General features: G+C 58.4%; 17 protein-coding genes and 1 tRNA gene. 8 read left to right on the top strand and 10 right to left on the bottom strand.

The genetic code is table 11. The features are described from left to right. Window positions 1–51 precede the first annotated feature (51 nt). The 6 genes from GOX66_RS00370 to GOX66_RS00395 all read right to left on the bottom strand — a co-directional run bounded on the left by GOX66_RS00370 (window position 52) and on the right by GOX66_RS00395 (window position 6076). A complete protein-coding gene (locus GOX66_RS00370) occupies window positions 52–1047 on the bottom strand; it encodes an ABC transporter ATP-binding protein (RefSeq protein WP_170758507.1) in 996 nt (331 codons plus the stop codon). Continuing rightward, window positions 1044–2078 carry a Gfo/Idh/MocA family protein gene (locus tag GOX66_RS00375; protein ID WP_170758509.1) on the bottom strand — a complete coding sequence of 345 codons (1035 nt, stop codon included), beginning with the start codon at window positions 2076–2078 and terminating at the stop codon, window positions 1044–1046. Before GOX66_RS00375 ends, GOX66_RS00370 begins: the two co-directional genes overlap by 4 nt. After that, on the bottom strand, window positions 2075–2914 hold the full coding sequence (locus GOX66_RS00380) for a carbohydrate ABC transporter permease (protein ID WP_170758511.1): 840 nt from the start codon (window positions 2912–2914) through the stop codon (window positions 2075–2077). The genes GOX66_RS00375 and GOX66_RS00380 overlap by 4 nt, the downstream gene beginning before the upstream one ends. 10 nt (window positions 2915–2924) lie before the next feature. Next, a complete protein-coding gene (locus tag GOX66_RS00385; protein ID WP_170758513.1) occupies window positions 2925–3839 on the bottom strand; it encodes a carbohydrate ABC transporter permease in 915 nt (304 codons plus the stop codon). Between the two features lie 72 nt (window positions 3840–3911). Further along, window positions 3912–5165 carry an ABC transporter substrate-binding protein gene (locus GOX66_RS00390; protein WP_170758514.1) on the bottom strand — a complete coding sequence of 418 codons (1254 nt, stop codon included), beginning with the start codon at window positions 5163–5165 and terminating at the stop codon, window positions 3912–3914. Between the two features lie 23 nt (window positions 5166–5188). Beyond that, on the bottom strand, window positions 5189–6076 hold the full coding sequence (locus GOX66_RS00395; RefSeq protein WP_170758516.1) for an N-acetylmuramic acid 6-phosphate etherase: 888 nt from the start codon (window positions 6074–6076) through the stop codon (window positions 5189–5191). A 168-nt stretch (window positions 6077–6244) separates the two neighbouring features. Between GOX66_RS00395 and GOX66_RS00400 the strand changes: the two genes are divergently transcribed. The 8 genes from GOX66_RS00400 (at window position 6245) to GOX66_RS00435 (ending at window position 15161) form a co-directional block, all read left to right on the top strand. After that, the gene (locus GOX66_RS00400) at window positions 6245–7120 is read left to right on the top strand and encodes a glucosamine kinase nucleotide-binding domain-containing protein (RefSeq protein WP_170758518.1); all 876 of its coding nucleotides are present in this window, start codon (window positions 6245–6247) and stop codon (window positions 7118–7120) included. Beyond that, entirely contained in the window at window positions 7107–7856 is a 750-nt protein-coding gene (locus tag GOX66_RS00405) for a GntR family transcriptional regulator (RefSeq protein WP_170758520.1), read from the top strand. Before GOX66_RS00400 ends, GOX66_RS00405 begins: the two co-directional genes overlap by 14 nt. A 19-nt stretch (window positions 7857–7875) precedes the next feature. Continuing rightward, complete coding sequence (locus tag GOX66_RS00410) at window positions 7876–8904, top strand: SIS domain-containing protein (RefSeq protein WP_170758522.1); 1029 nt, start codon at window positions 7876–7878, stop codon at window positions 8902–8904. Beyond that, entirely contained in the window at window positions 8901–10037 is a 1137-nt protein-coding gene (nagA, locus tag GOX66_RS00415; protein ID WP_170758524.1) for an N-acetylglucosamine-6-phosphate deacetylase, read from the top strand. The genes GOX66_RS00410 and nagA overlap by 4 nt, the downstream gene beginning before the upstream one ends. A gap of 118 nt (window positions 10038–10155) precedes the next feature. Next, window positions 10156–10230, top strand: a tRNA-Gly gene (locus GOX66_RS00420). 128 nt (window positions 10231–10358) lie between these two features. Further along, entirely contained in the window at window positions 10359–12179 is a 1821-nt protein-coding gene (locus GOX66_RS00425) for an ABC transporter transmembrane domain-containing protein (RefSeq protein ID WP_170758526.1), read from the top strand. Window positions 12180–12335: 156 nt separating this feature from the next. Beyond that, window positions 12336–14225, top strand: coding sequence for an acyl-CoA synthetase (locus tag GOX66_RS00430; protein WP_170758528.1), 1890 nt, complete (start codon window positions 12336–12338; stop codon window positions 14223–14225). 12 nt (window positions 14226–14237) lie between these two features. Beyond that, window positions 14238–15161 (top strand): alpha/beta hydrolase, encoded by a 924-nt coding sequence (locus GOX66_RS00435; protein ID WP_170758530.1) that lies wholly within the window; start codon window positions 14238–14240, stop codon window positions 15159–15161. 4 nt (window positions 15162–15165) lie between these two features. Here GOX66_RS00435 and GOX66_RS00440 read toward each other — a convergent pair whose 3' ends face one another. The 4 genes from GOX66_RS00440 to GOX66_RS00455 form a co-directional block, all read right to left on the bottom strand. After that, on the bottom strand, window positions 15166–16002 hold the full coding sequence (locus tag GOX66_RS00440) for an alkaline phosphatase family protein (RefSeq protein ID WP_170758532.1): 837 nt from the start codon (window positions 16000–16002) through the stop codon (window positions 15166–15168). Window positions 16003–16162: 160 nt separating this feature from the next. Continuing rightward, window positions 16163–17800: an ABC transporter ATP-binding protein gene (locus GOX66_RS00445; protein ID WP_170758534.1), complete on the bottom strand. Its 1638-nt coding sequence runs from the start codon at window positions 17798–17800 to the stop codon at window positions 16163–16165. Beyond that, complete coding sequence (locus GOX66_RS00450) at window positions 17797–18612, bottom strand: ABC transporter permease (protein WP_170759270.1); 816 nt, start codon at window positions 18610–18612, stop codon at window positions 17797–17799. Before GOX66_RS00450 ends, GOX66_RS00445 begins: the two co-directional genes overlap by 4 nt. Beyond that, window positions 18612–19568 (bottom strand): ABC transporter permease, encoded by a 957-nt coding sequence (locus tag GOX66_RS00455; protein ID WP_170758536.1) that lies wholly within the window; start codon window positions 19566–19568, stop codon window positions 18612–18614. Before GOX66_RS00455 ends, GOX66_RS00450 begins: the two co-directional genes overlap by 1 nt. Window positions 19569–19571 lie beyond the last annotated feature (3 nt).

Consider the following 19571-nt stretch of genomic DNA (forward strand, 5'->3'; position numbering starts at 1 on the left):
TTGCTTACTTCTTGGCGGGGATCAATTTGTATTTCTCCCTCCGCCGGCGGATCAGCGCAGCCGCTCACCGGCAGTGTCGAAGCGGTAAGCCTTGTCCGCAGAATACCCGAACCTCAATTCCTGACCTTCCGAGATCGAATGCTGGCCAAATAGCCGGGCGGTGACGTCATGGTCGTGCACTTTGGCAATGACGTTGGTGTCTCCGCCCAGCTTTTCCACGTGGCTGACCCGTGCGGCGAGCGCTCCGTCATCGGACAGATACAGGTCTTCGGGGCGGATGCCGATGGTGTCCTGGCCACCGTCCTGCAGCAACCCTTCCGGCAGGAAGTTCATGGACGGCGATCCCAGGAACCCGGCAACGAACTGGTTGGCGGGATTGTTGTACAACTCCATCGGACTGCCGATCTGTTCGACCCGTCCGTCGCGCAGTACGACGATCTTGTCGGCCAGCGTCATCGCCTCGGTCTGGTCGTGGGTGACGTAGATCATCGAGGCATCCAGCGCCCGGTGCAGGGCGGCAATCTCGATCCGTGTGTTCATGCGAAGCGCAGCGTCGAGGTTGGAGAGCGGTTCGTCAAACAGGAACAGTTTGGGTTCACGAACGATGGCGCGCCCGATGGCGACGCGCTGTCGCTGGCCGCCGGACAGCTCAGATGGATAGCGGTCCAGATAAGGCTCAAGGTTCAGCATCCGGCTGGCATTGGCCACCCGTTCCTCGATTACAGATTTGGGCTGTTTCTCCTGCTTCAGCGCCAGCGTCATGTTTCCGCGCACGCTGAGGTGGGGGTAGAGCGCATAGCTCTGGAACACCATCGCGATCCCGCGCTTGGAAGGGGGGATCAGATTGACTTGCTGGCCGCCGATATTGATTTCGCCGGACGATGCATCTTCAAGCCCTGCGATCACCCGCAGCAGGGTGGACTTGCCACAGCCCGAAGGGCCGACAAAAACAACAAATTCGCCTTCTTCCACTTCCAGCGTGATGTCTTTCAGGACATGCACATTGCCAAAGGATTTATTCACATTGCTCAGTGTCAGGGCGGTCATTGTGTGGGCTCCTCAAGGGAAACGGGCTGGCCGGTGCGGATGCTTTGATCCGCAGCCAGGCAAATAGCGAGGGATTGGACGGCGTCGTTCATGTGACGCGACAGATCGATATCTTCGGCGATGGCGCGCAGCATATAGGCCTGCTCAGCGTCACACAGTTCCTGATGGCCAGGTTCGTCAGGCATTTCGATGGTATGATCACCGTGTGGCGTGTGAACTAAAAGGCCACCAACTTTGGTATGACCATCGATATCGGATGAAGCGCCCTTGTTGCCGTCGGTGATCGAAACAGACCCATTGGGCGAAACGATGTCTTTTACGAAGAATGCGGTTTCGGACATCATCGGTCCCCAACCGGCCTCATACCATCCGACCGAGCCATCTGCGAACACCACCTGAAACTGGCCATAATTGTACATGTCCGATGCAATTTCATCCGACAGACGAAGACCCATGCCATGCACCCGGACCGGCTGCGCATCGGTGATCTGGCACATCACGTCTACATAATGCACGCCGCAATCGACGATGGGCGAGGTCGTCTGCATCAACGCCTTATGCGTCTCCCACTCCGCGCCCGAGGATTGCTGGTTCAGATTTAGCCGAAACACATAAGGCCCGCCCAGATTGCGGGCCTCGGCAATCAACCGCATCCACGAAGGGTGATGGCGCAAGATGTACCCGACTACCAGCTTGCGGTTCAGTCTGGTGGCGGTCTCGACCACCCGGCGCGCGTCAGCGACATTGGTGGCCAGCGGTTTTTCGACGAACACATGCGCGCCTGTTTCCATCGCGGCACAGGCGTAATCCGCGTGGCTGTCGGAATAGGTGGCTATCGCAACCAGATCCGGTTTGGTTTCGCTCACAGCAGTATTGAAATCCGAATAAGCCGGATAGCCAGCAAGGTCAGTGTGGTTCACGCGTCCGGATCGGTTCACCAGCCCGACGATTTGCGCGTCAGGGTGATGGTGATAGGCCAGCGCATGGCTCAGCCCCATATTGCCAAGGCCTGCGATCAGAACACGGGTCATTTCACTGCTCCTGAGGTGATGCCGCGGATAAGCTGACGCGAGAAGATGATGTAGAGGATCAGCACCGGTAGGATCGCCATCGACAGCGCCGACAGAACCGCATTCCAGTCGGTGACGAACTGCCCGATGAAGACCTGACTGCCCAGCGTGAGGGTCTTGGTTTCCTCAGCCGGTGCCAGGATCAGCGGGAACCACAGGTCGTTCCAGATCGGGATCATGTTGAATACGGCCACGGTGGCCATTGCAGGCCGTACCAGAGGCAGTACCAGCCGGAAGAAGATCGTGTATTCTGACAATCCGTCGATACGACCGGCGTTCTTCAGATCATCACTGACCTGCCGCATGAACTCGGACAGGATAAACACCGCCAGCGGCAAGCCCTGCGCCGTATAGACCAGGATCAGTGCCCAGAGCGTATTCACCAGACCCGTTGCGACCATCATTTCCAGAATGGCCACGGTGCCGATCCGGATCGGGATCATGATCCCCAGCGCCAGATACAAGCCCATCAGCAGATTGCCTTTGAACTGGTATTCGGACAGCGCGTAAGCCGCCATGGCTCCGAACAGCAGGATAAAGAACAGGGACGCCACTGTGACGATCATCGAGTTCTGGAAGTAGAGGAAGAAGTCTCCCTGCTTCATCACAGTCTCGTATCCGATCATGGAAAAGCTGTCCGCGCTGGGAAGGGCGAGTGGTTCCCGAAAGATCGCGCGACGGTTTTTGAAGCTGTTGATCAGGATTACGAAAACCGGGAACAGGGCGATCAATGTATAAAGGATCAGTGCGCCATGCATTGCCGCTGTATTGAGAGGGTTCTGGCGTGCTTTGTTCATCTCTGGCCCCTCACAGCTGGTACCGGCGCATCCGGGTCTGGATGCCGAACAGGTAGATACAGACGCCCACCAGAATGATGGCGAACATCGCCCCGGCAATAGCTGACCCCATATGCGGGTCGCCCAGTTGCAGCTGGAAGCCAAAGAATGTCCGGTACATGAACGTACCCAAAATGTCGGTTGAGAAATCCGGCCCCGCCAACGCGCCCTGCGCCGCGTAGATCAGGTCGAACGCGTTGAAATTGCCCACGAAAGTCAGGATTGAGATAATGCCGATTGATGGCAGGATCAGCGGCAGTTTGATCTTCCAGAAGGCCGAGGCCCCGGTGATTCCGTCGATCTCACCTGCTTCAAGGATTTCTTCGGGAATGGTCAGCAGGGCGGCATAGATCAGCATCATCGGGATGCCTACGAACTGCCAGACCGAGATCAGAGCCAGCGTGGTCAGCGCGTATTCCTCTTTCCCCAGCCACGGGGCGAATAGTGATTTCAGACCAATCGCGTCCAGCATAGATGGCGCGATGCCCCAGATCGGTGACAGGATCAGTTTCCAGGCAAAGCCGACGATCACAAAGCTGAGGATTGTCGGGATAAAAATCGCCGACCGGTACAGTGCCGCAAACCGTAGGCGTGGGTGGCTGAGCAGCGCGGCCAGTGCGATCCCGATTGGATTCTGCACCAGCATGTGGATCAGGAAGAACCAGAAGTTATTCCCCAGCGCATTCCAGAACTGTTCCGACCAGATCGGATCGAAAAACAGGGTCTGAAAATTATGCAATCCAACGAACACACGGTTCTGGTCAATCTCGGTATAGAGCGCCAGCCGCAGTGTGTTGAACAGCGGAAAGATCATCACTGCCGTGTAGACGATAACGGCCGGTGCAAGAAACACGACGATATGCCAGCGGAAGCGGGGGCGGTTCATAGGATCGCTTTCAAAGGAGTGTGGGGATTACCCGGGCGATCACCACCGCCCGGGTATGTGTTGAGCCAGAGTTTACTGGTGCGGTGCGTACCAGCTGGACAGGCCTTTCTGCAGCTCAGTCCCCAACTCTTCCGGGGTGCTGGTGCCTTTGATGGCAGCTACGGATGCGCCCCAGGTCTCATTTTCGAGGTTCGGGGTGCCGCGCGACAAGATCTGATAAGTCGAGCGGATCGTCGATTCACATTCGTCGCGCCAACCGACGATTTCCTTTGCCAGCGGGTCCTGCAGTTCAACCGGCGTGTTCGACAGTGGGAAGAAGCCGGGCAGGGCGTTGCCGAAGATTTCGGCGAACTCGGGGCTTGCGACCCAGGCCAGGAACGTCTCGGCAGCCTCGGGGTGCTCGGTGGCCGCATTCATGCCGATACCGATATCTGTATGGTCCGAGATGTAGCAGGTGTCACCCGCGTTTCGAACCGGCGGCTTAAAGGCACCCATTTCGAAATCGGCCTGTGTGTTGAAGCCTGAGATTTCCCACGACCCGGCGGGATAAATAGCAGCACGTCCCAGTGTAAAGATGTTCTGACTGTCAGGGTAGGTCTGCGCCTCGTACCCGTCGCCAAGGTACTCCCCCCATCGGGCTAGCGTGGCATAGGGGGCGGTCCAGGCTTCATCTGTCAACTTCTGTTCGCCCGCGATCAACGCCTGACGGCCTTCTTCGCCTTTCCAGTAGTTTGGCCCGATGTTGTTGTAGCCCATCGTGGCGGCTTCCCATTGGTCATTGGTGCCCATCGCCATCGGGACATAAGTGCCGTCTTCCCTGATCTTGTCGAGCGCGGCAAAGAACTCATCTTCGGTGGCCGGCACCTCGATGCCCAACTCGGCAAAGGCGTCCTTGTTGTAAATGAATCCGTGGATTACCGACGCCATCGGAACACAGAAGCTGACCGACCCGTCATCCGTCTGCCACGCTGATTTGGCCACATCCGAGAAATTGCTCATTGCCTCAACCGAGGATAGGTCGGTCAGGTGACCCGCCTCGTACAGTGCAAGTGATGCGTCGAACGGTCGGCAGGTGATCAGGTCGCCAGCCGAGCCTGCGTCGAGCTTGGAGTTCAGAACGGCGTTGTATTCCGCAGGCGCAGAAGGGGTGAACTTGACCTTGATTCCGGGGTGTTTTGCTTCGAAGGCCGGAATGATCTGTTCCTGCCACAGCGCCAGGTCATCGTTGCGCCAGCTTTCGATGGTCAGCGTTACGTCCTCGGCATAGGCGCCGGTCGCCATCAGGGTCGTGCCTATCAAGGCCAGCTTCAGACTTCCATTTTTCATAGTTCTCTCCCAGTTTTTTGAAGTTAAATTTCTTGTGCCAAAGCGTCTTTCAATATTCCCTCGGTTGCGTGCAGCCGCTTGACCGCTTCGGGCAGGGATATACCATGCGCTGCGATCAGAGCGGCTGGTTTTACCTCGCCATTTGCTGCTTCCAGCGCCGCCTGCGCCGTATCCGCGTCTACCCCGGCTATTCGTGCGATGATGCCTGCCGCCCGAGCCCGCAATTTGTCATTGTCGGCGCGCAGATTGACCATCATACCGTCGTGGACATGGCCGAGCTCGACCGCCATCAGCGAAGATAGCATGTTCAGCGCGATTTTCTGCGCCGTTCCCGCACCCATTCGCGTTGAGCCTGAGACCAGCTCCGGCGGCGTCGCGAGCAGAATGGGAATGTCGGCATTCCGCAAAAGCGGGCTACCTGCATTGTTTGCGATTCCGATCACTTGCGCGTTGTGCGCACGTGCGATTTCGATTGCGGTCACTGTGTACGGCGTTGATCCGCTGGCTGACACGGCGATGACCGTATCGTGCGGACGCAATGAACTCAGAGCGTCTCTGAGGCCGCCGGCAGCATCTTCGGCCTCGCCGTGCATTGTAACCCCGGTTGGCAGGCCGCCAGCCATGTGAATCCGCAATTGAGCTGCCGGGATCGAAAACGTGCCGCCTAATTCCTGCGCGTCGGCCGCAGCCATCAAGCCTGACGAACCAGCCGCCACATAGTGCAGCACGCCATCGGAGCGAATCGTATGCGCCATCGTTCTGGCGCCATTGGCGATAGTGTCCAGGGCATTGCGCACTGTCACTGCCGCAGCAATCTGACCCTCTGCCAGAATCTGTGCCGAAGTGATCAAGTCGCTTCGGTTCAGCTTGGCAGCATCCTGATGCAGTTGTTCAGTTGATGGCAGCGTCAAGAGAATCCCCCATGTGTTCCCCTTACAATACCTATTTAATACCACCTGTCCATAATTTTGTTTCGATCAGTGAAATCTCTTCGTTAGCAGGGTTTTCGGGTTCAAATTTTTAATATCCTGGGCATTTATGTCTTCCATAACCCCAATAGGTATTATAATGGTATTGTCATGACTGAGTCCCAGAACAACGCAATATTGGCCGTGGATGGTGGGGGAACGCGATGTCGTGTTGCCTGTGAAATCGACGGGAGCGTCCACTCGGTTGAGGCGGGTGCGGCCAATGTCTCGACCGATTTTGACGGCGCGTTCAATCAAATTCGAGCTGGACTTGAGGAAATGTCCCGAAACCTTGGAGTCGAGGCCCGGGAGATGCTCAGATGGCCCGCTTTTGTCGGATTGGCAGGTGTCACCGACGCCCAGATTGCAGAGCGTTTGCGGGATGCGCTGGGGCTGATAAATGCGCGGATCGAGGATGATCGGCCAGCCGCGCTGCGCGGAGCGCTGGGTAAGCAGGATGGCCTGATCGCACATTGCGGAACCGGCTCTTTTCTGGCGACGCAAGCGGATGGCGCCATGCGGTATGCCGGTGGCTGGGGGCCTGTTCTGGGGGATGAGGCCTCGGCGCAGTGGGTGGGGCGCCGTGCGCTGTCCGAAGCACTTTGCGCGTATGACGGCACGCAGGTTGAATCCGGCTTGACGCAAAAGCTGTTGGCTGACCTGCACGGGCCGGCGGGGATAGTGCGTTTCGCCGGAACTGCCACACCCGCCCAGTTCGGAGCACTTGCGCCCGAGGTGACCTCTGCGGCCAAAGCGGGTGATGTTGTCGCAAAACAGGTTTTGCAGGCAGGGGCGGATTACATCTCTGAAACCGCATCACGACTGGGGTGGCAATCTGGCGGAGTGATCTGCCTGACCGGTGGGATCGCGGCGCAATATACGGATTACCTGCCTGCGGACATGCAGTCCGCCATTCGCCCGCCGCTGGGCGAACCGCTGACCGGGGCATTGTCTTTGGCGAAGGAGATCCAGCATGAGCATTACTGAGTTCCTCCGCTCTGACTCGTGGCTGTCGCCCGAAAATGGCCCGCGTTACGTCCAATTGCGGCGCAGGTTGCAGGAAGGGATCGACACAGGCGTGCTGGCTCCGAACTCTTCGCTGCCATCGGAACGTGAATTGGTTGAGATCACGGATTTGTCGCGGGTCACAGTGCGCAAGGCGATTCAGGAGTTGGTTCAGGAAGGCGTGATCGAACAGCGCCAGGGATCCGGATCTTTCATTCGTCAGCGTTTGCCGCGGGTGGAACAGTCGCTGACACATCTGACCTCGTTCACGGAGGACATGTCGAGCCGCGGGATGCAGACCACATCCAAGTGGTTGGAACGGGGCGTTTTTGCGCCAACCCCCGAGGAGGTCGAAGCACTCAGCCTGAAAGAAGGCGAACAGATTTCGCGCATTTACCGTCTGCGCGAGGCGGATGGTCGCCCGCTGGCACTTGAGCGGGCGGCCCTGCCGCTGGATATCCTGCCCAATCCCATCGAAGTGACCACATCGCTGTACGAGGTGCTGGACGAGATGGGGCGGCGCCCGGTTCGGGCCGTGCAGAAAATCTCGGCCCTCAACCTCGCTGCGCGCGAAGCGGAGCTGCTGGAAGTGCCCGAAGGCGCCGCCGGGCTGAATATCGAACGTATCTCATTCCTCAAAAACGGACGGGTCGCGGAACTGACCCGTTCGCTCTATCGCGGCGACGCTTACGACTTTGTCGCCGAATTACGGTTGTAACCGGAAAGGCCGGAATTTCATGTCCGAACACACCTCGAAAATGCGTCAGGAAATCCTGGAAATCCCTGATGCCGTTGACAGATTGCTAAGCCAAGGTGCGAGCAATGTTCAAGACGTTGCCAGAATGGTGAAAGACGCCGACCCACGGTTTTTGATCTCGGTGGCGCGGGGGTCATCAGATCATGCCTGCCTGTATCTCAAATACGCCAGTGAGTTGCTTTTGAACCTGCCCGTGGCTTCGGTCGGACCGTCGGTCAGCTCGATCTACAGCATTGATTTGCAGGCTAAAGGGGCGCTCTGCCTGTCGGTGTCGCAGTCCGGCCAAAGCCCGGATATCGTCGGGATGACCCGGTCGCTGAAAGGGTCGGGTGGGGTGACGGTTGCGATAACTAACAACACAAACTCGCGGCTGGCCGAGGTGACGGATGCCGTGCTGCCCCTTCACGCAGGTCCGGAACTGAGCGTGGCTGCTACCAAGACATTTGTGACATCGCTGGTGACCGGGCTCTGGTTGCTGGCGGAAATCAAGGGGGATGACTCACTGACCAGCGCAATCCGATCCTTGCCCGGCTGTCTGGAGCAAGCCGCGCAATGTGATTGGTCCGCCGCGGCAGAAACGATCACGGGCCGGTCGCTGTTCACGCTGGGCCGAGGCCCGTCTTATGCGATGTCCAATGAAGCGGCGCTGAAGATCAAAGAAACCTGTCAGATTCACGCTGAAAGCTATTCGGCGGCCGAGGTGCTGCATGGGCCGGTATCGATCGTTGAAGAGGGATTTCCGACGATCGTGTTTGCCGCCAAAGACGCGGCGGAGGATTCCACGGCCGAGGCCGCCGATGCGCTGGCAGGCAAGGGGGCAACAGTGTTCGCCGCAACCGACAAGGTGACGCGCGCGCAATGCTTGCCGGTCACGCGAACCGACCATTGGCTGACTGATCCGATTGCCACAATCACGTCGTTCTACAGCATGGTCGAAGCCGTCGCCGGCGCACGCGGGATTGACCCTGACGCACCGCGCCACCTCAAGAAAGTGACGGAGACGGTATGACTTCAGGTTCGGTTACATTTCGGAACGGCGGGCTGTTTGACGGCACGCGCCTGCACTTTGGTCAGGCGGTTGTCTTTCGCGAAGGCGCTTTGGCGGCGGTTATACCCGAGGAAGGCGCCGAGGATGACGGGCAGGCCATTGATCTGAAAGGAGATATCCTCAGCCCCGGTTATGTCGATCTGCAGGTCAATGGCGGCGACGGTGTCATGTTCAACGATGACCCGTCGGTTGAGACGATTCGCAGGATCGCCAGCGCGCATCGACGGTTGGGTGTGGTGTCGCTGCTGCCAACGCTGATCACTGATACAGTCGAGAAAACAGAAGCAGCGATAAATGCTGCGATACAGGCGGTCCGAGAAGGCGTTCCAGGGGTTGCAGGGCTGCATCTGGAAGGGCCGCATCTGTCCGTCGCGCGAAAAGGGGCGCATGATGCCGCGCTGATCCGCCCGATGGAAGATGCGGATCTGGTCGTACTGATCGCGGCTGCAGGTGACTTGCCGTGCCTCAAGGTCACGATCGCGCCCGAGGCGGTGTCGGAACAACAGGTCAGGGCGCTCTCTGACGCCGGTATTCTTGTATCGCTGGGGCATAGTGATGCGGATTTCGCCACGTGCCGACGCTATGCGGCTGCGGGCGCGCGCTGTGTCACACATTTGTTCAACGCCATGAGTCAGCTGGGAAGTCGCGAACCGGGTCTGGTCGGCGCCGCACTGGCCGAGAGTGGTTTGTCGGCGGGTTTGATCGCCGACGGTATCCATGTCCACCCTGAGACCATCCGCGCCGCATGGGCTGCCAAATCCGCACCCGGTCAGATTTTTCTGGTGAGCGATGCCATGGCCGTTGCGGGTACGGATCAGACCGCGTTCCAACTGGAGGGGCGCCGAATCACAAGAACGGACGGGCGGCTAACGCTCGAAGATGGAACATTGGCCGGAGCTGACCTTGATTTGACGACCGCCATTCGCGTTCTGGTCACTCAGGTCGGTGTGCCGCTACAGGACGCGCTGACTGCCGCAACGACTTTTCCAGCACAGTTTATAGGCCGGACTGGATCGAAGCGATTGGATTACGATTCGATGATCCGGATATCAGCTGACCTCGAATCATGCGCTTGGCTTCCCACGCTGCGTTAATATCGTCGGTGCAGAGTGTCAGGCCAGACAGCTTTGGGTGGTGAACAGCGAAATTGAATTCCTTGGTCGAACGGCGCTTGACGGCACCAGACGCATCGCTTAAACCGGCCTCCGCTGAGCGGGCGTCGTATACTGGCTATTACCTCAGCCTTCCAAGCTGATGAAGCGGGTTCGATTCCCGCCGCCCGCTCCAGATCAGCCCGAAAATTCTGCGTCAAATGGCCCTGACACGTGGCCAATTTACGCTGTGCAGCTTGACCCCGCGTGCCACTGCCGCCAAGAAGCATTCACTCAATCGCGAACACGATGTAAGGGCCAGATATGGCAAAACCCGCCTCAGCCAGTCCAGCAAACAAACCCGCACCAGGTGCCGCCGAAGAGCGCGCCGGATCCCGGAAAATAGGCGTTCTGGCGTCGCTGTGGCCCTTTATGAAGCCGTATCGGTTGCTGATGATCGGTGCGACTCTGGCGCTGGTGCTGACCGCCAGCATGACCCTGACATTGCCCTTGGCCGTACGCCGTGTCGTGGACAACTTCCGCATCGAAGATGGCGTGCTGCTGGATTGGTACTTTCTGGCCGCGCTGGTTATTGCCGCGATTCTGGCCGTTGGAACCGGCATCCGCTATGCGCTGGTGACCCGCCTTGGTGAGCGTGTGGTTGCTGATATCCGCAAGGCGGTGTTCGACCGCGTCATCGGGATGAGTCCGGAATTCTACGAACGCATCATGACCGGAGAGGTTTTGAGTCGGATCACCACTGACACAACGCTGATCCAGTCGGTGCTGGGGTCCTCTGTATCGATCGCGCTGCGTAATCTGCTGATGTTCCTTGGCGGGCTGGTACTGATGCTGCTGACTTCGGCCAAGCTGACGGGCATGGTGCTGTTGCTGATCCCACTGGTTGTTGTGCCGATTCTGGTTCTGGGACGCCGTCTGCGGGTGATCAGCCGGGAAAACCAGGACTGGATCGCGGCTTCGTCCGGCAACGCGGGCGAGGCGCTGGGCGCGGTTCAAACCGTGCAGGCCTTCACGCATGAACAAGCCAGCCGCAAACAGTTCGGTGACATGACCGAAACGTCCTATGTTGTGTCTTTGCGTCGCATCCAAACCCGCGCGGTTCTGACCGTCATCGTGATTTTTCTGGTTTTTTCCGGCATCGTTGGTGTGCTGTGGATGGGCGCGAATGACGTCCGCAATGGCGTGATGACCGAGGGCGTTCTGATTCAGTTCGTGATCTACTCTATCATCATGGCGGGGTCCGTCGCGGCCCTGTCGGAGATCTGGAGCGAGCTGCAACGCGCCGCGGGCGCGACTGAGCGTCTGGTGGAGTTATTGAACGCTCAGGACACCGTGAACGATCCGGTAAAAGCCAAGGAACTGCCCGCGCCTGTGCGCGGCGAGATCCGCTTTGACGACGTTACTTTCCGCTATCCGTCGCGACCCGATACCGTGGCACTGGAACACCTGACATTGCAGGTCAATCCCGGAGAAACCATTGCCTTTGTCGGCCCTTCGGGGGCAGGCAAGACAACTGTCATCCAGATGATCCAGCGGTTTTACGATCCGGATGCGGGGCAGGTCAGTCTGGATGGCGTCGATCTGCGCGATCTCGACCGCGCCGATTTCCGCAGCCACATGGCGCTGGTGCCGCAGGACCCGATCATTTTCGCCGAGTCCGCGCGTGAGAACATCCGCTTTGGCCGTTTGGATGCCACCGATGTCGAGGTCGAAGCCGCCGCCCGTGCCGCCGCCGCGCATGAATTCATCGCGGCCCTTCCGGAAGGGTATGACAGTTTCGTTGGCGAGCGCGGTGTGATGCTGTCCGGTGGACAAAAGCAACGCATTGCCATCGCCCGCGCCATCCTGCGAGACGCACCGGTATTGCTGCTGGACGAGGCGACATCGGCACTGGATGCCGAGAGCGAACGCGCCGTACAAGGGGCCGTGGACCAAATGCGTGCCGGGCGAACCACGCTGATCGTGGCGCATCGGCTGGCGACGGTCAAAAAGGCCGACAGAATCGTCGTGATGGAAGCTGGTCAGATCGTGGCGCAAGGTACACATGACGACCTGGTGGCGCAGGACGGTCTGTATGCCAGACTAGCCCGCCTTCAGTTTACGGATGGCATAGCAGCCGAGTGATCTGACGTGGCGGCAAATAATATCACTCCGTAGCGTAATTCTACCCCTTAGTGTACATCGTCGCTAAGCCCTTTCTTGAACATGCGCGGTTTTGCTTCCATCTTGGCGAGGAACGTAAACCTGTGCTGGACACGGGAGAGATAAGGGAGGATCCACATGGCCTTTGTGGGATTGGAAGACAAGGCAAGAATTGAGCAGGAAATGACGTGGGAAGATCGGGACGTTCCGGTTACGCTCCACCAGCTTCTGTCTCGTACCGCGTGTAAATTCCCGAACAGCAATGCCATCAGTTTTCAGCTTTTATCCGGTCCGACAGACAAGGCCGAAACTCTGACCTGGTCCGAACTGCTGAGTAAGGTCAATCAGGCCGCCAACCTGTTCCGGTCGCTGGGAATCGGTGAAAAGGATGTTGTGGCCTATGTGCTGCCCAATTGTAACGAGACACTGATCACCATGATGGGCGGTGCGGTCGCAGGCATCGTCAATCCGATCAACCCGCTGCTGGAAGCCGAGCAGATCGCGGCCATCCTGCGTGAGACCGGGGCCAAGGCTGTCGTGACGCTCAAGTCATTTCCCAAGACTGATGTCGCGCAAAAAGTCGAAGAAGCAGTGCGCCACGCGCCCAAGGTCAATACTATCCTGGAAATTGACCTGAACCGATATCTGACACCACCGAAATCCTGGCTGGTGCCATTCCTGCGCCCCAAGATGGGCGACAAGGAGCATCTGGCCCATGCGGATTACAAGAATTTCAATCAGGAACTGGCCAAACAACCTACAACACTTACTTTCGAGGACAGCAAAGAAGACCGCGTGGCCTGCTATTTCCACACCGGCGGCACGACCGGTATGCCGAAGGTTGCGCAGCATAAATACTCGGGCCTGATCTACAACGGATGGCTGGGTAACACGCTGCTGTTCACCGAAGAAGACGTGATCATGTGTCCGTTGCCGATGTTCCACGTCTTTGCTGTCCACGTGATCGTGATGGCGGCTGTGTCGTCGGGCGCGCATGTGGTTTTCCCAACACCTGCAGGGTATCGCGGTGACGGCGTGTTCGACAATTTCTGGAAGCTGATCGAGCGCTGGAAAGTAAGCTTCATCATCACTGTTCCTACCGCAATCGCCGCCAAGATGCAGCGCCCGGTGGATGCGGATATATCCAGTGTGAAGACGGCTTTCTCCGGCTCCGCCCCTTTGCCGGTCGAATTGTTCCGTCGGTTTGAAGAAGCGACCGGCGTGACCATCGTTGAAGGTTATGGCTTGACCGAGGCGACCTGTCTGGTGTCCTGCAACCCGGTGGATGGCGAAAAGAAAATTGGCTCAATCGGGATTCCGTTCCCGTATACGGATGTAAAGATCCTGCAGAACGGACCGGATGGTCCCAAGGAATGCAGCTCGGACGAGATTGGCGAAATCTGCATCTCGAACCCCGGTGTTTATGCGGGCAATACCTATACCGAGACCGACAAGAATGCAGACCTGTACCACTATGACAAATACCTGCGCACGGGCGATCTGGGCCGGTTTGACGAGGATGGCTACCTGTGGATTACCGGGCGCGCCAAAGACCTGATTATTCGCGGTGGCCACAATATCGACCCTGCCGAGATTGAAGAAGCCTTGCTGGGCCACGAAGCGGTTGCCTTCGCCGGCGCCATTGGCCAGCCGGACGCTTATTCGGGTGAAGTGCCCTGCGCTTTTGTCGAACTGGTGGAGGGTGCCAGTGTAACCGAGAAAGAGCTGATGGAGTACTGTGGCGTGCATGTCCATGAACGTGCAGCGCAACCCAAGCACATGACCATTCTCGACGAGTTGCCCAAGACAGCGGTTGGAAAGGTCTTCAAACCAGAACTGCGCAAGCAGGCGATCACCCGCATTTATAACGGGGCTCTGCAAGAGGCCGGTGTAGATGCCCGTGTCATTTCAGTGATCGACGACAAGAAACGCGGACTCGTTGCGCAGCTTGACGCGAACGGTTCCTCAGACGACGATGTCAGCAAAGTGCTGGGATCGTTCACCCGGCCATGGGAGTGGGCTGCCTGACCGGGAGGGTACATGGATTATGAACGTCTGATTGATGAAGAAACCTGGGCGTTCATAAGACGAACGGCTGAAAGCTATCCCGAGGATGCAGTCGATTTGTCGATTCAGGATCAACGACGCGTCTATGATGAGATGTGCCGTGACTTTCGCCAACCCCGGCCACAGGGCGTGGTGACACAGGACAGGTTTGCCGATGGTGTGCCGGTCCGGGTTTACTCCGCCGGAGACCCCACGCGAACCGTCGTCTATTTTCATGGCGGCGGTTTCGTCGTTGGCGGGCTGGACAGCCACGATGACGTCTGCGCCGAGATTTGTGCGCAAACCGGATACCGGGTCGTCGCTGTTGATTACCGCCTGTGTCCTGAACATGCACACCCTGCGCAGTTTCAGGATAGTTGGACAGCAACAGGTTGGGCCGCTCAGGAATTTGGCGATCCATTGGTTTTGGCGGGTGACAGTGCGGGCGGCAATCTTGCAGCGGCGGTTGCACATCACGCGCGCGGGCGGCTGAAAAGTATCCTGGGGCAGGTCCTCATCTATCCCGGGCTGGGCGGGGATGCCTCGAAAGGCTCGTATGTCGAACACGCCCACGCGCCGCTTTTGACGCGGGACGAGATCGTTTTCTATGAAAAGATACGGTGTGGCGGCGACGTACCGCAAAACGACCCGACTTTTGCACCGCTGCAGGACACCGATTTCTCGGGCCTGCCACTGACCTTGGTCGTGACGGCCGATTGCGATCCGTTGCGCGATGACAGTCCGGCCTATTGTGAAAAGATCACCGCGGCGGGCGGGCAGGCGCATTGGATCAATGAGCCTGGCCTTGTGCATGGGTATCTGCGGGCGCGGACCAGCGTGAAACGCGCCGCCGACAGCTTTGAGCGGATTTCAGTAGCCATCGAGGCGTTGGGCCAGCAGATCTGGCCCTACGACTGAATCGTCACTTCAGGAAAGGCGCGGCTTTCATCGTCTCGGCGATGGGCGCGCCCATTCGGTTCAGAATTGTTGGAGCAAGCTGTAGCTGCTCGATCACAGCGTCGGCCTCGGGCCCCTCTGCGTCGCCAAAGTAATACAGCGCCGTTTCCTGCTGCAATTCACCCCGTCCGCCGTGGTGGCCGCGCTCATCCTGCCCGTGATCGGCGGTCACAATGACCTCATACCCCAGTTGCCGCCAACGCGGAATGAAGGGGGCCAGCATTTCATCCATAACGAAACAGGCGTGGTCCATTTCCTCGCAATCGTGAAAGAACCGATGACCCATGCAATCCAGTGTGCAAGTGTGCAAAATACCATAATCCAGACCGAAGCGCAGGCAAAGGTTCGTCAGCGTGCCAAAAAGATCGACGTCCGAAGGCGTCATTTGGTTCACCTTTCCATAGCCGGTCATGCTGTGGAAACGGCCGTGGTTGATCGTCGCGCTGTCCGGCTCGTCATATTCTACGTCGCGTACATAATCGAACGGGTGGCGGTTGAAGAATTGCGACCAGTAGCTGTGCGTTACCGCTCCGGTCACACCACCTGCCTCGCGCACCTGGCTGAACACGTCCTTGTGGCTCAGACGAAAGACATTGGCGTTGCCGGTGCAGCCATGTTCCTGCGGTGTGACGCCGGTGTGGATTGAGGCGTAGCAGCTCGCCGAAGTCGAAGGCAGCACCGCGCGGTGCTTCCACACGCGCGCCTCACCGCTGTCGACCCAGCCTTCGAGATTGCCGAACAGTCGGCGAAAGTTGCGCCATGGAACACCGTCCAGAATGATGAGGAGTAACTTGCGGTCCATGTCCTGACCCTTTGACTGAATTCTGCTTCAGGCGACCCTACGGGATTCGTTTTGCAATTGCCGCCAATTCGCGCCCCCAATTGCAAAATCCCGACACCTGTCATCTGACAAGATGCCGGGATTTCGTGTTTTCACCAGACAGTCACGGAAAAGGCGGGGATTAATTCCCGGCGCTTTCCATCTTGCGGTGGGCGACGACCTCTTCCAGCCAGCCCAGATGCATCTCGGGCACCGAGCTGAGCAGCAGGTCGGTATAGTCGTCGAACGGCGGGCTGAGAACCTGGCTCTTGGGGCCATAGCGGACCACACGCCCCTGATACATCACCGCGATACTGTCACTGATCGCGCGGACCGTTGCCAGATCGTGGGTGATGAACAGATAGGCCACATCCTCGATCTTCTGCAGGTCAAGCAACAGCTTGAGGATGCCGTCCGCCACCAATGGATCAAGCGCCGAGGTGACCTCGTCACAGATGATCATCTTAGGCTTGGCCGCCAGCGACCGCGCGATACAGACACGCTGTTTCTGACCACCGGACAGTTCCGCCGGATAGCGATCCATGAACTTTTCGCCCAGTTCAATCTCGTCCAGCAGTTCGATGACCCGCTTACGTTTTTCGGCGCCGCGCATGTTGAAGTAAAACTCCAGCGGTCGCCCGATAATCGTGCCAACCGTCTGGCGCGGGTTCATCGCCACGTCGGCCATTTGGTAGATCATCTGAAGCTCGCGCAGGTCCTCACGGCTACGCCCGGCCAGATCGGACGAGAGCTTGCGGCCGGCAAATGTGATTTCACCATCGCGTGGCGGGAGCAATCCGGTGATCACCCGCGCCAGTGTGGACTTGCCCGAGCCGGATTCCCCCACAACCGCCAGTGTCTGACCGGGGTGCAGTTCCACATTGACGTTGTGCAGCACGTCGAAGTTGAGACCCTTGTAGCGCGCGGTGATACCGTCAACGCTCAGCACTGCTTCCGGTGTGGGCTTTTTCTCTTCGTGCTCGATCGAACGCACCGAGACCAGTGCCTTGGTGTATTCTTCCTGCGGGTTGTTGATGATCTGATCGGTGTTGCCGTATTCGACCGTATTACCCATCCGCAGAACCATGATGTCGTCGCTCACCTGCGCAACGACCGCCAGATCGTGCGTGATGTAGAGCGCGGCAACGCCGGTGTCTGCGATGGCCTCTTTGATGGCCATCAGAACGTCGATCTGTGTGGTCACGTCAAGCGCTGTGGTGGGTTCGTCGAACACCACCAGATCAGGCTCGGGGCACAGCGCCAGCGCGGTCATGCAGCGCTGAAGCTGACCGCCCGAGACCTGGTGCGGATAGCGATCACCGATATTGTCCGGATCAGGCAGACCCAGCTTGGCGAACAGTTCACGCGCACGTGCTTCGGCCTCTTTGCGGCTGAACTTTTTCTGTTCGACCGCTGCCTCGACCACCTGATCCATGATCTTTTTGGCCGGGTTGAAAGACGCTGCCGCGGATTGCGAGACATATGTGACCTCACCGCCACGCAGCTTGCGGATGTCGCCGTAGGACGTCTTCAGGATGTCCCGTCCATTTACCCAGACTTCACCGCCGGTGATTTCCACACCTCCCCGGCCATAGGCCATCGAGGCCAGGCCGATGGTGGATTTACCGGCCCCGGACTCACCGATCAGCCCAAGCACCTTGCCGCGTTCGAGGTCAAAGCTGACTCCGTGCACGATTTCGATGTCATGGGGTTTCTCACCCGGTGGGTACACGGTCGCGCCGATCTTGAGGTCGCGGACCTTGAGAAGGGTATCACTCATCCCCGGCCTCCTTTCAGCGATGTGGTACGGTTCAGGACCCAGTCAGCCACGAGGTTGACCGAGATGGCCAGCGTTGCGATGGCCACAGCGGGGTACAGTGCCGCGCCGATGCCGTAGACGATACCGTCCTTGTTTTCCTTCACGATGCCGCCCCAGTCCGCCAGCGGCGGCTGAACGCCCAGTCCAAGGAAGGACAGGGTCGAGATGAACAGGACCATGAAGATAAACCGCAGACCAAACTCGGCCACCAGCGGTGACAGGGCGTTGGGCAGGATTTCCCGAAAAATGATCCAGACCCGGCCCTCGCCGCGTAATTTGGCAGCCTCGACATAGTCCATCACGTTGATGTCCACGGCGACGGATCGCGACAGACGATAAGGGCGCGTGGCATCCAACAGACCCATCACCAGTATCAGGATCGGGATGGTCACCGGAACAATCGCCAGGATGACCAGCGCAAGGATCAGGGTGGGGATCGACATGATCAGGTCAACCGTACGGCTGAGTACCTGATCGGCCCATCCGCCGAGCACTGCCGCCAGCAGGCCCAAAGAGGTGCCGGTGACAAAGCTGAGGATCGTGGCCGCGGCCGCGATGAAGATAGTCGTGCGCCCGCCATAGATCATTCGGGTCAGCAGGTCGCGACCGATATTGTCAGTGCCCAGCAGATGTTCGGCGCTCGAAGGCTCCCACACGTCGCCGACCACTTCGGCCATGCCATAGGGCGCAATCAACGGGGCGGTGAAAGCCACAATGAAATAGAGCCCGGTGAAAAACAGACCGATCATTGCCGAAATAGGGATATTCTTCATCATTTCGGATGCCTCAGTCTCGGGTTGGCAAGGATCGACACGATGTCGGCAACCATGTTCAGGCCGATATAGACCGCGGCAAAAACGACGCCGCAGGCCAGAACAACCGGCACGTCGCGCTTGGTCACCGAATCCACCAGGTATTGGCCCATGCCGGGATAGACGAACACCACCTCGACGACCACGACGCCCACGACCAGATAGGCCAGGTTCAGCATGACAACGTTAACGATGGGTGAAATGGCATTGGGAAACGCGTGCCGCGCGATGACCTGAAATGTGGTCAGCCCCTTCAATTCAGCGGTCTCGATATAGGCCGATTGCATAAGGTTCAAAATCGCCGCGCGCGTCATTCGCATCATTTGGGCCAGCACCACGAGCGTCAGCACGAAAGCAGGCAGAGTGATCGCATAGAGCTTTTGACCAAAGGACATCGAGTCATTGATCATCGCCAGCGAGGAAAACCATCCCAGTTTTACCGAGATGAAATACACCACCACATAGCCGATCAGAAATTCCGGTATCGATACGGTCGTGAGCGTGATGGCAGAGATCAGTTTATCCGGCCAGCGGTTGCGGAACCGGACCGCCAACAGGCCCAGAAAAATGGCAAGCGGAACCGACACGATCGCTGCGGCGCAGGCCAGGAACAGAGTGTTGCCCAAGCGTTTGCCTATACTTTCCGCGATGTCGAGTTTGTTTGTTAGTGACTGACCAAGGTCGCCCTGTAAAATACCACCCAGCCATTCGAAATAGCGGGTCAGGGCGGGGCGATCTAGGCCCATTTCCTCGCGCAAGTTTGCCAGCGACTCAGGGGTTGCAGATTGGCCAAGAACCGCTTGCGCAGCGTCCCCTGGCAGGGCTTCGGTGAGGCCGAAAATCAGAGCCGATGCACCGAAGAGAAGCAGGATTCCCAGCGCAAAGCGCTGGGAAACCAGTTTGATGATAGGATGCATGAT

The organism is Ruegeria lacuscaerulensis (assembly GCF_013031245.1).
Taxonomy (GTDB): domain Bacteria; phylum Pseudomonadota; class Alphaproteobacteria; order Rhodobacterales; family Rhodobacteraceae; genus Ruegeria; species Ruegeria lacuscaerulensis_C.

Coding starts and splice junctions, on each gene's coding strand:
- GOX66_RS00370 (WP_170758507.1), bottom strand. CDS start 1,047: ATGACCGCCCTGACACTGAGCAATGTGAATAAATCCTTTGGCAATGTG.
- GOX66_RS00375 (WP_170758509.1), bottom strand. CDS start 2,078: ATGACCCGTGTTCTGATCGCAGGCCTTGGCAATATGGGGCTGAGCCAT.
- GOX66_RS00380 (WP_170758511.1), bottom strand. CDS start 2,914: ATGAACAAAGCACGCCAGAACCCTCTCAATACAGCGGCAATGCATGGC.
- GOX66_RS00385 (WP_170758513.1), bottom strand. CDS start 3,839: ATGAACCGCCCCCGCTTCCGCTGGCATATCGTCGTGTTTCTTGCACCG.
- GOX66_RS00390 (WP_170758514.1), bottom strand. CDS start 5,165: ATGAAAAATGGAAGTCTGAAGCTGGCCTTGATAGGCACGACCCTGATG.
- GOX66_RS00400 (WP_170758518.1), top strand. CDS start 6,245: ATGACTGAGTCCCAGAACAACGCAATATTGGCCGTGGATGGTGGGGGA.
- GOX66_RS00405 (WP_170758520.1), top strand. CDS start 7,107: ATGAGCATTACTGAGTTCCTCCGCTCTGACTCGTGGCTGTCGCCCGAA.
- GOX66_RS00410 (WP_170758522.1), top strand. CDS start 7,876: ATGTCCGAACACACCTCGAAAATGCGTCAGGAAATCCTGGAAATCCCT.
- nagA (WP_170758524.1), top strand. CDS start 8,901: ATGACTTCAGGTTCGGTTACATTTCGGAACGGCGGGCTGTTTGACGGC.
- GOX66_RS00425 (WP_170758526.1), top strand. CDS start 10,359: ATGGCAAAACCCGCCTCAGCCAGTCCAGCAAACAAACCCGCACCAGGT.
- GOX66_RS00430 (WP_170758528.1), top strand. CDS start 12,336: ATGGCCTTTGTGGGATTGGAAGACAAGGCAAGAATTGAGCAGGAAATG.
- GOX66_RS00435 (WP_170758530.1), top strand. CDS start 14,238: ATGGATTATGAACGTCTGATTGATGAAGAAACCTGGGCGTTCATAAGA.
- GOX66_RS00440 (WP_170758532.1), bottom strand. CDS start 16,002: ATGGACCGCAAGTTACTCCTCATCATTCTGGACGGTGTTCCATGGCGC.
- GOX66_RS00445 (WP_170758534.1), bottom strand. CDS start 17,800: ATGAGTGATACCCTTCTCAAGGTCCGCGACCTCAAGATCGGCGCGACC.
- GOX66_RS00450 (WP_170759270.1), bottom strand. CDS start 18,612: ATGAAGAATATCCCTATTTCGGCAATGATCGGTCTGTTTTTCACCGGG.
- GOX66_RS00455 (WP_170758536.1), bottom strand. CDS start 19,568: ATGCATCCTATCATCAAACTGGTTTCCCAGCGCTTTGCGCTGGGAATC.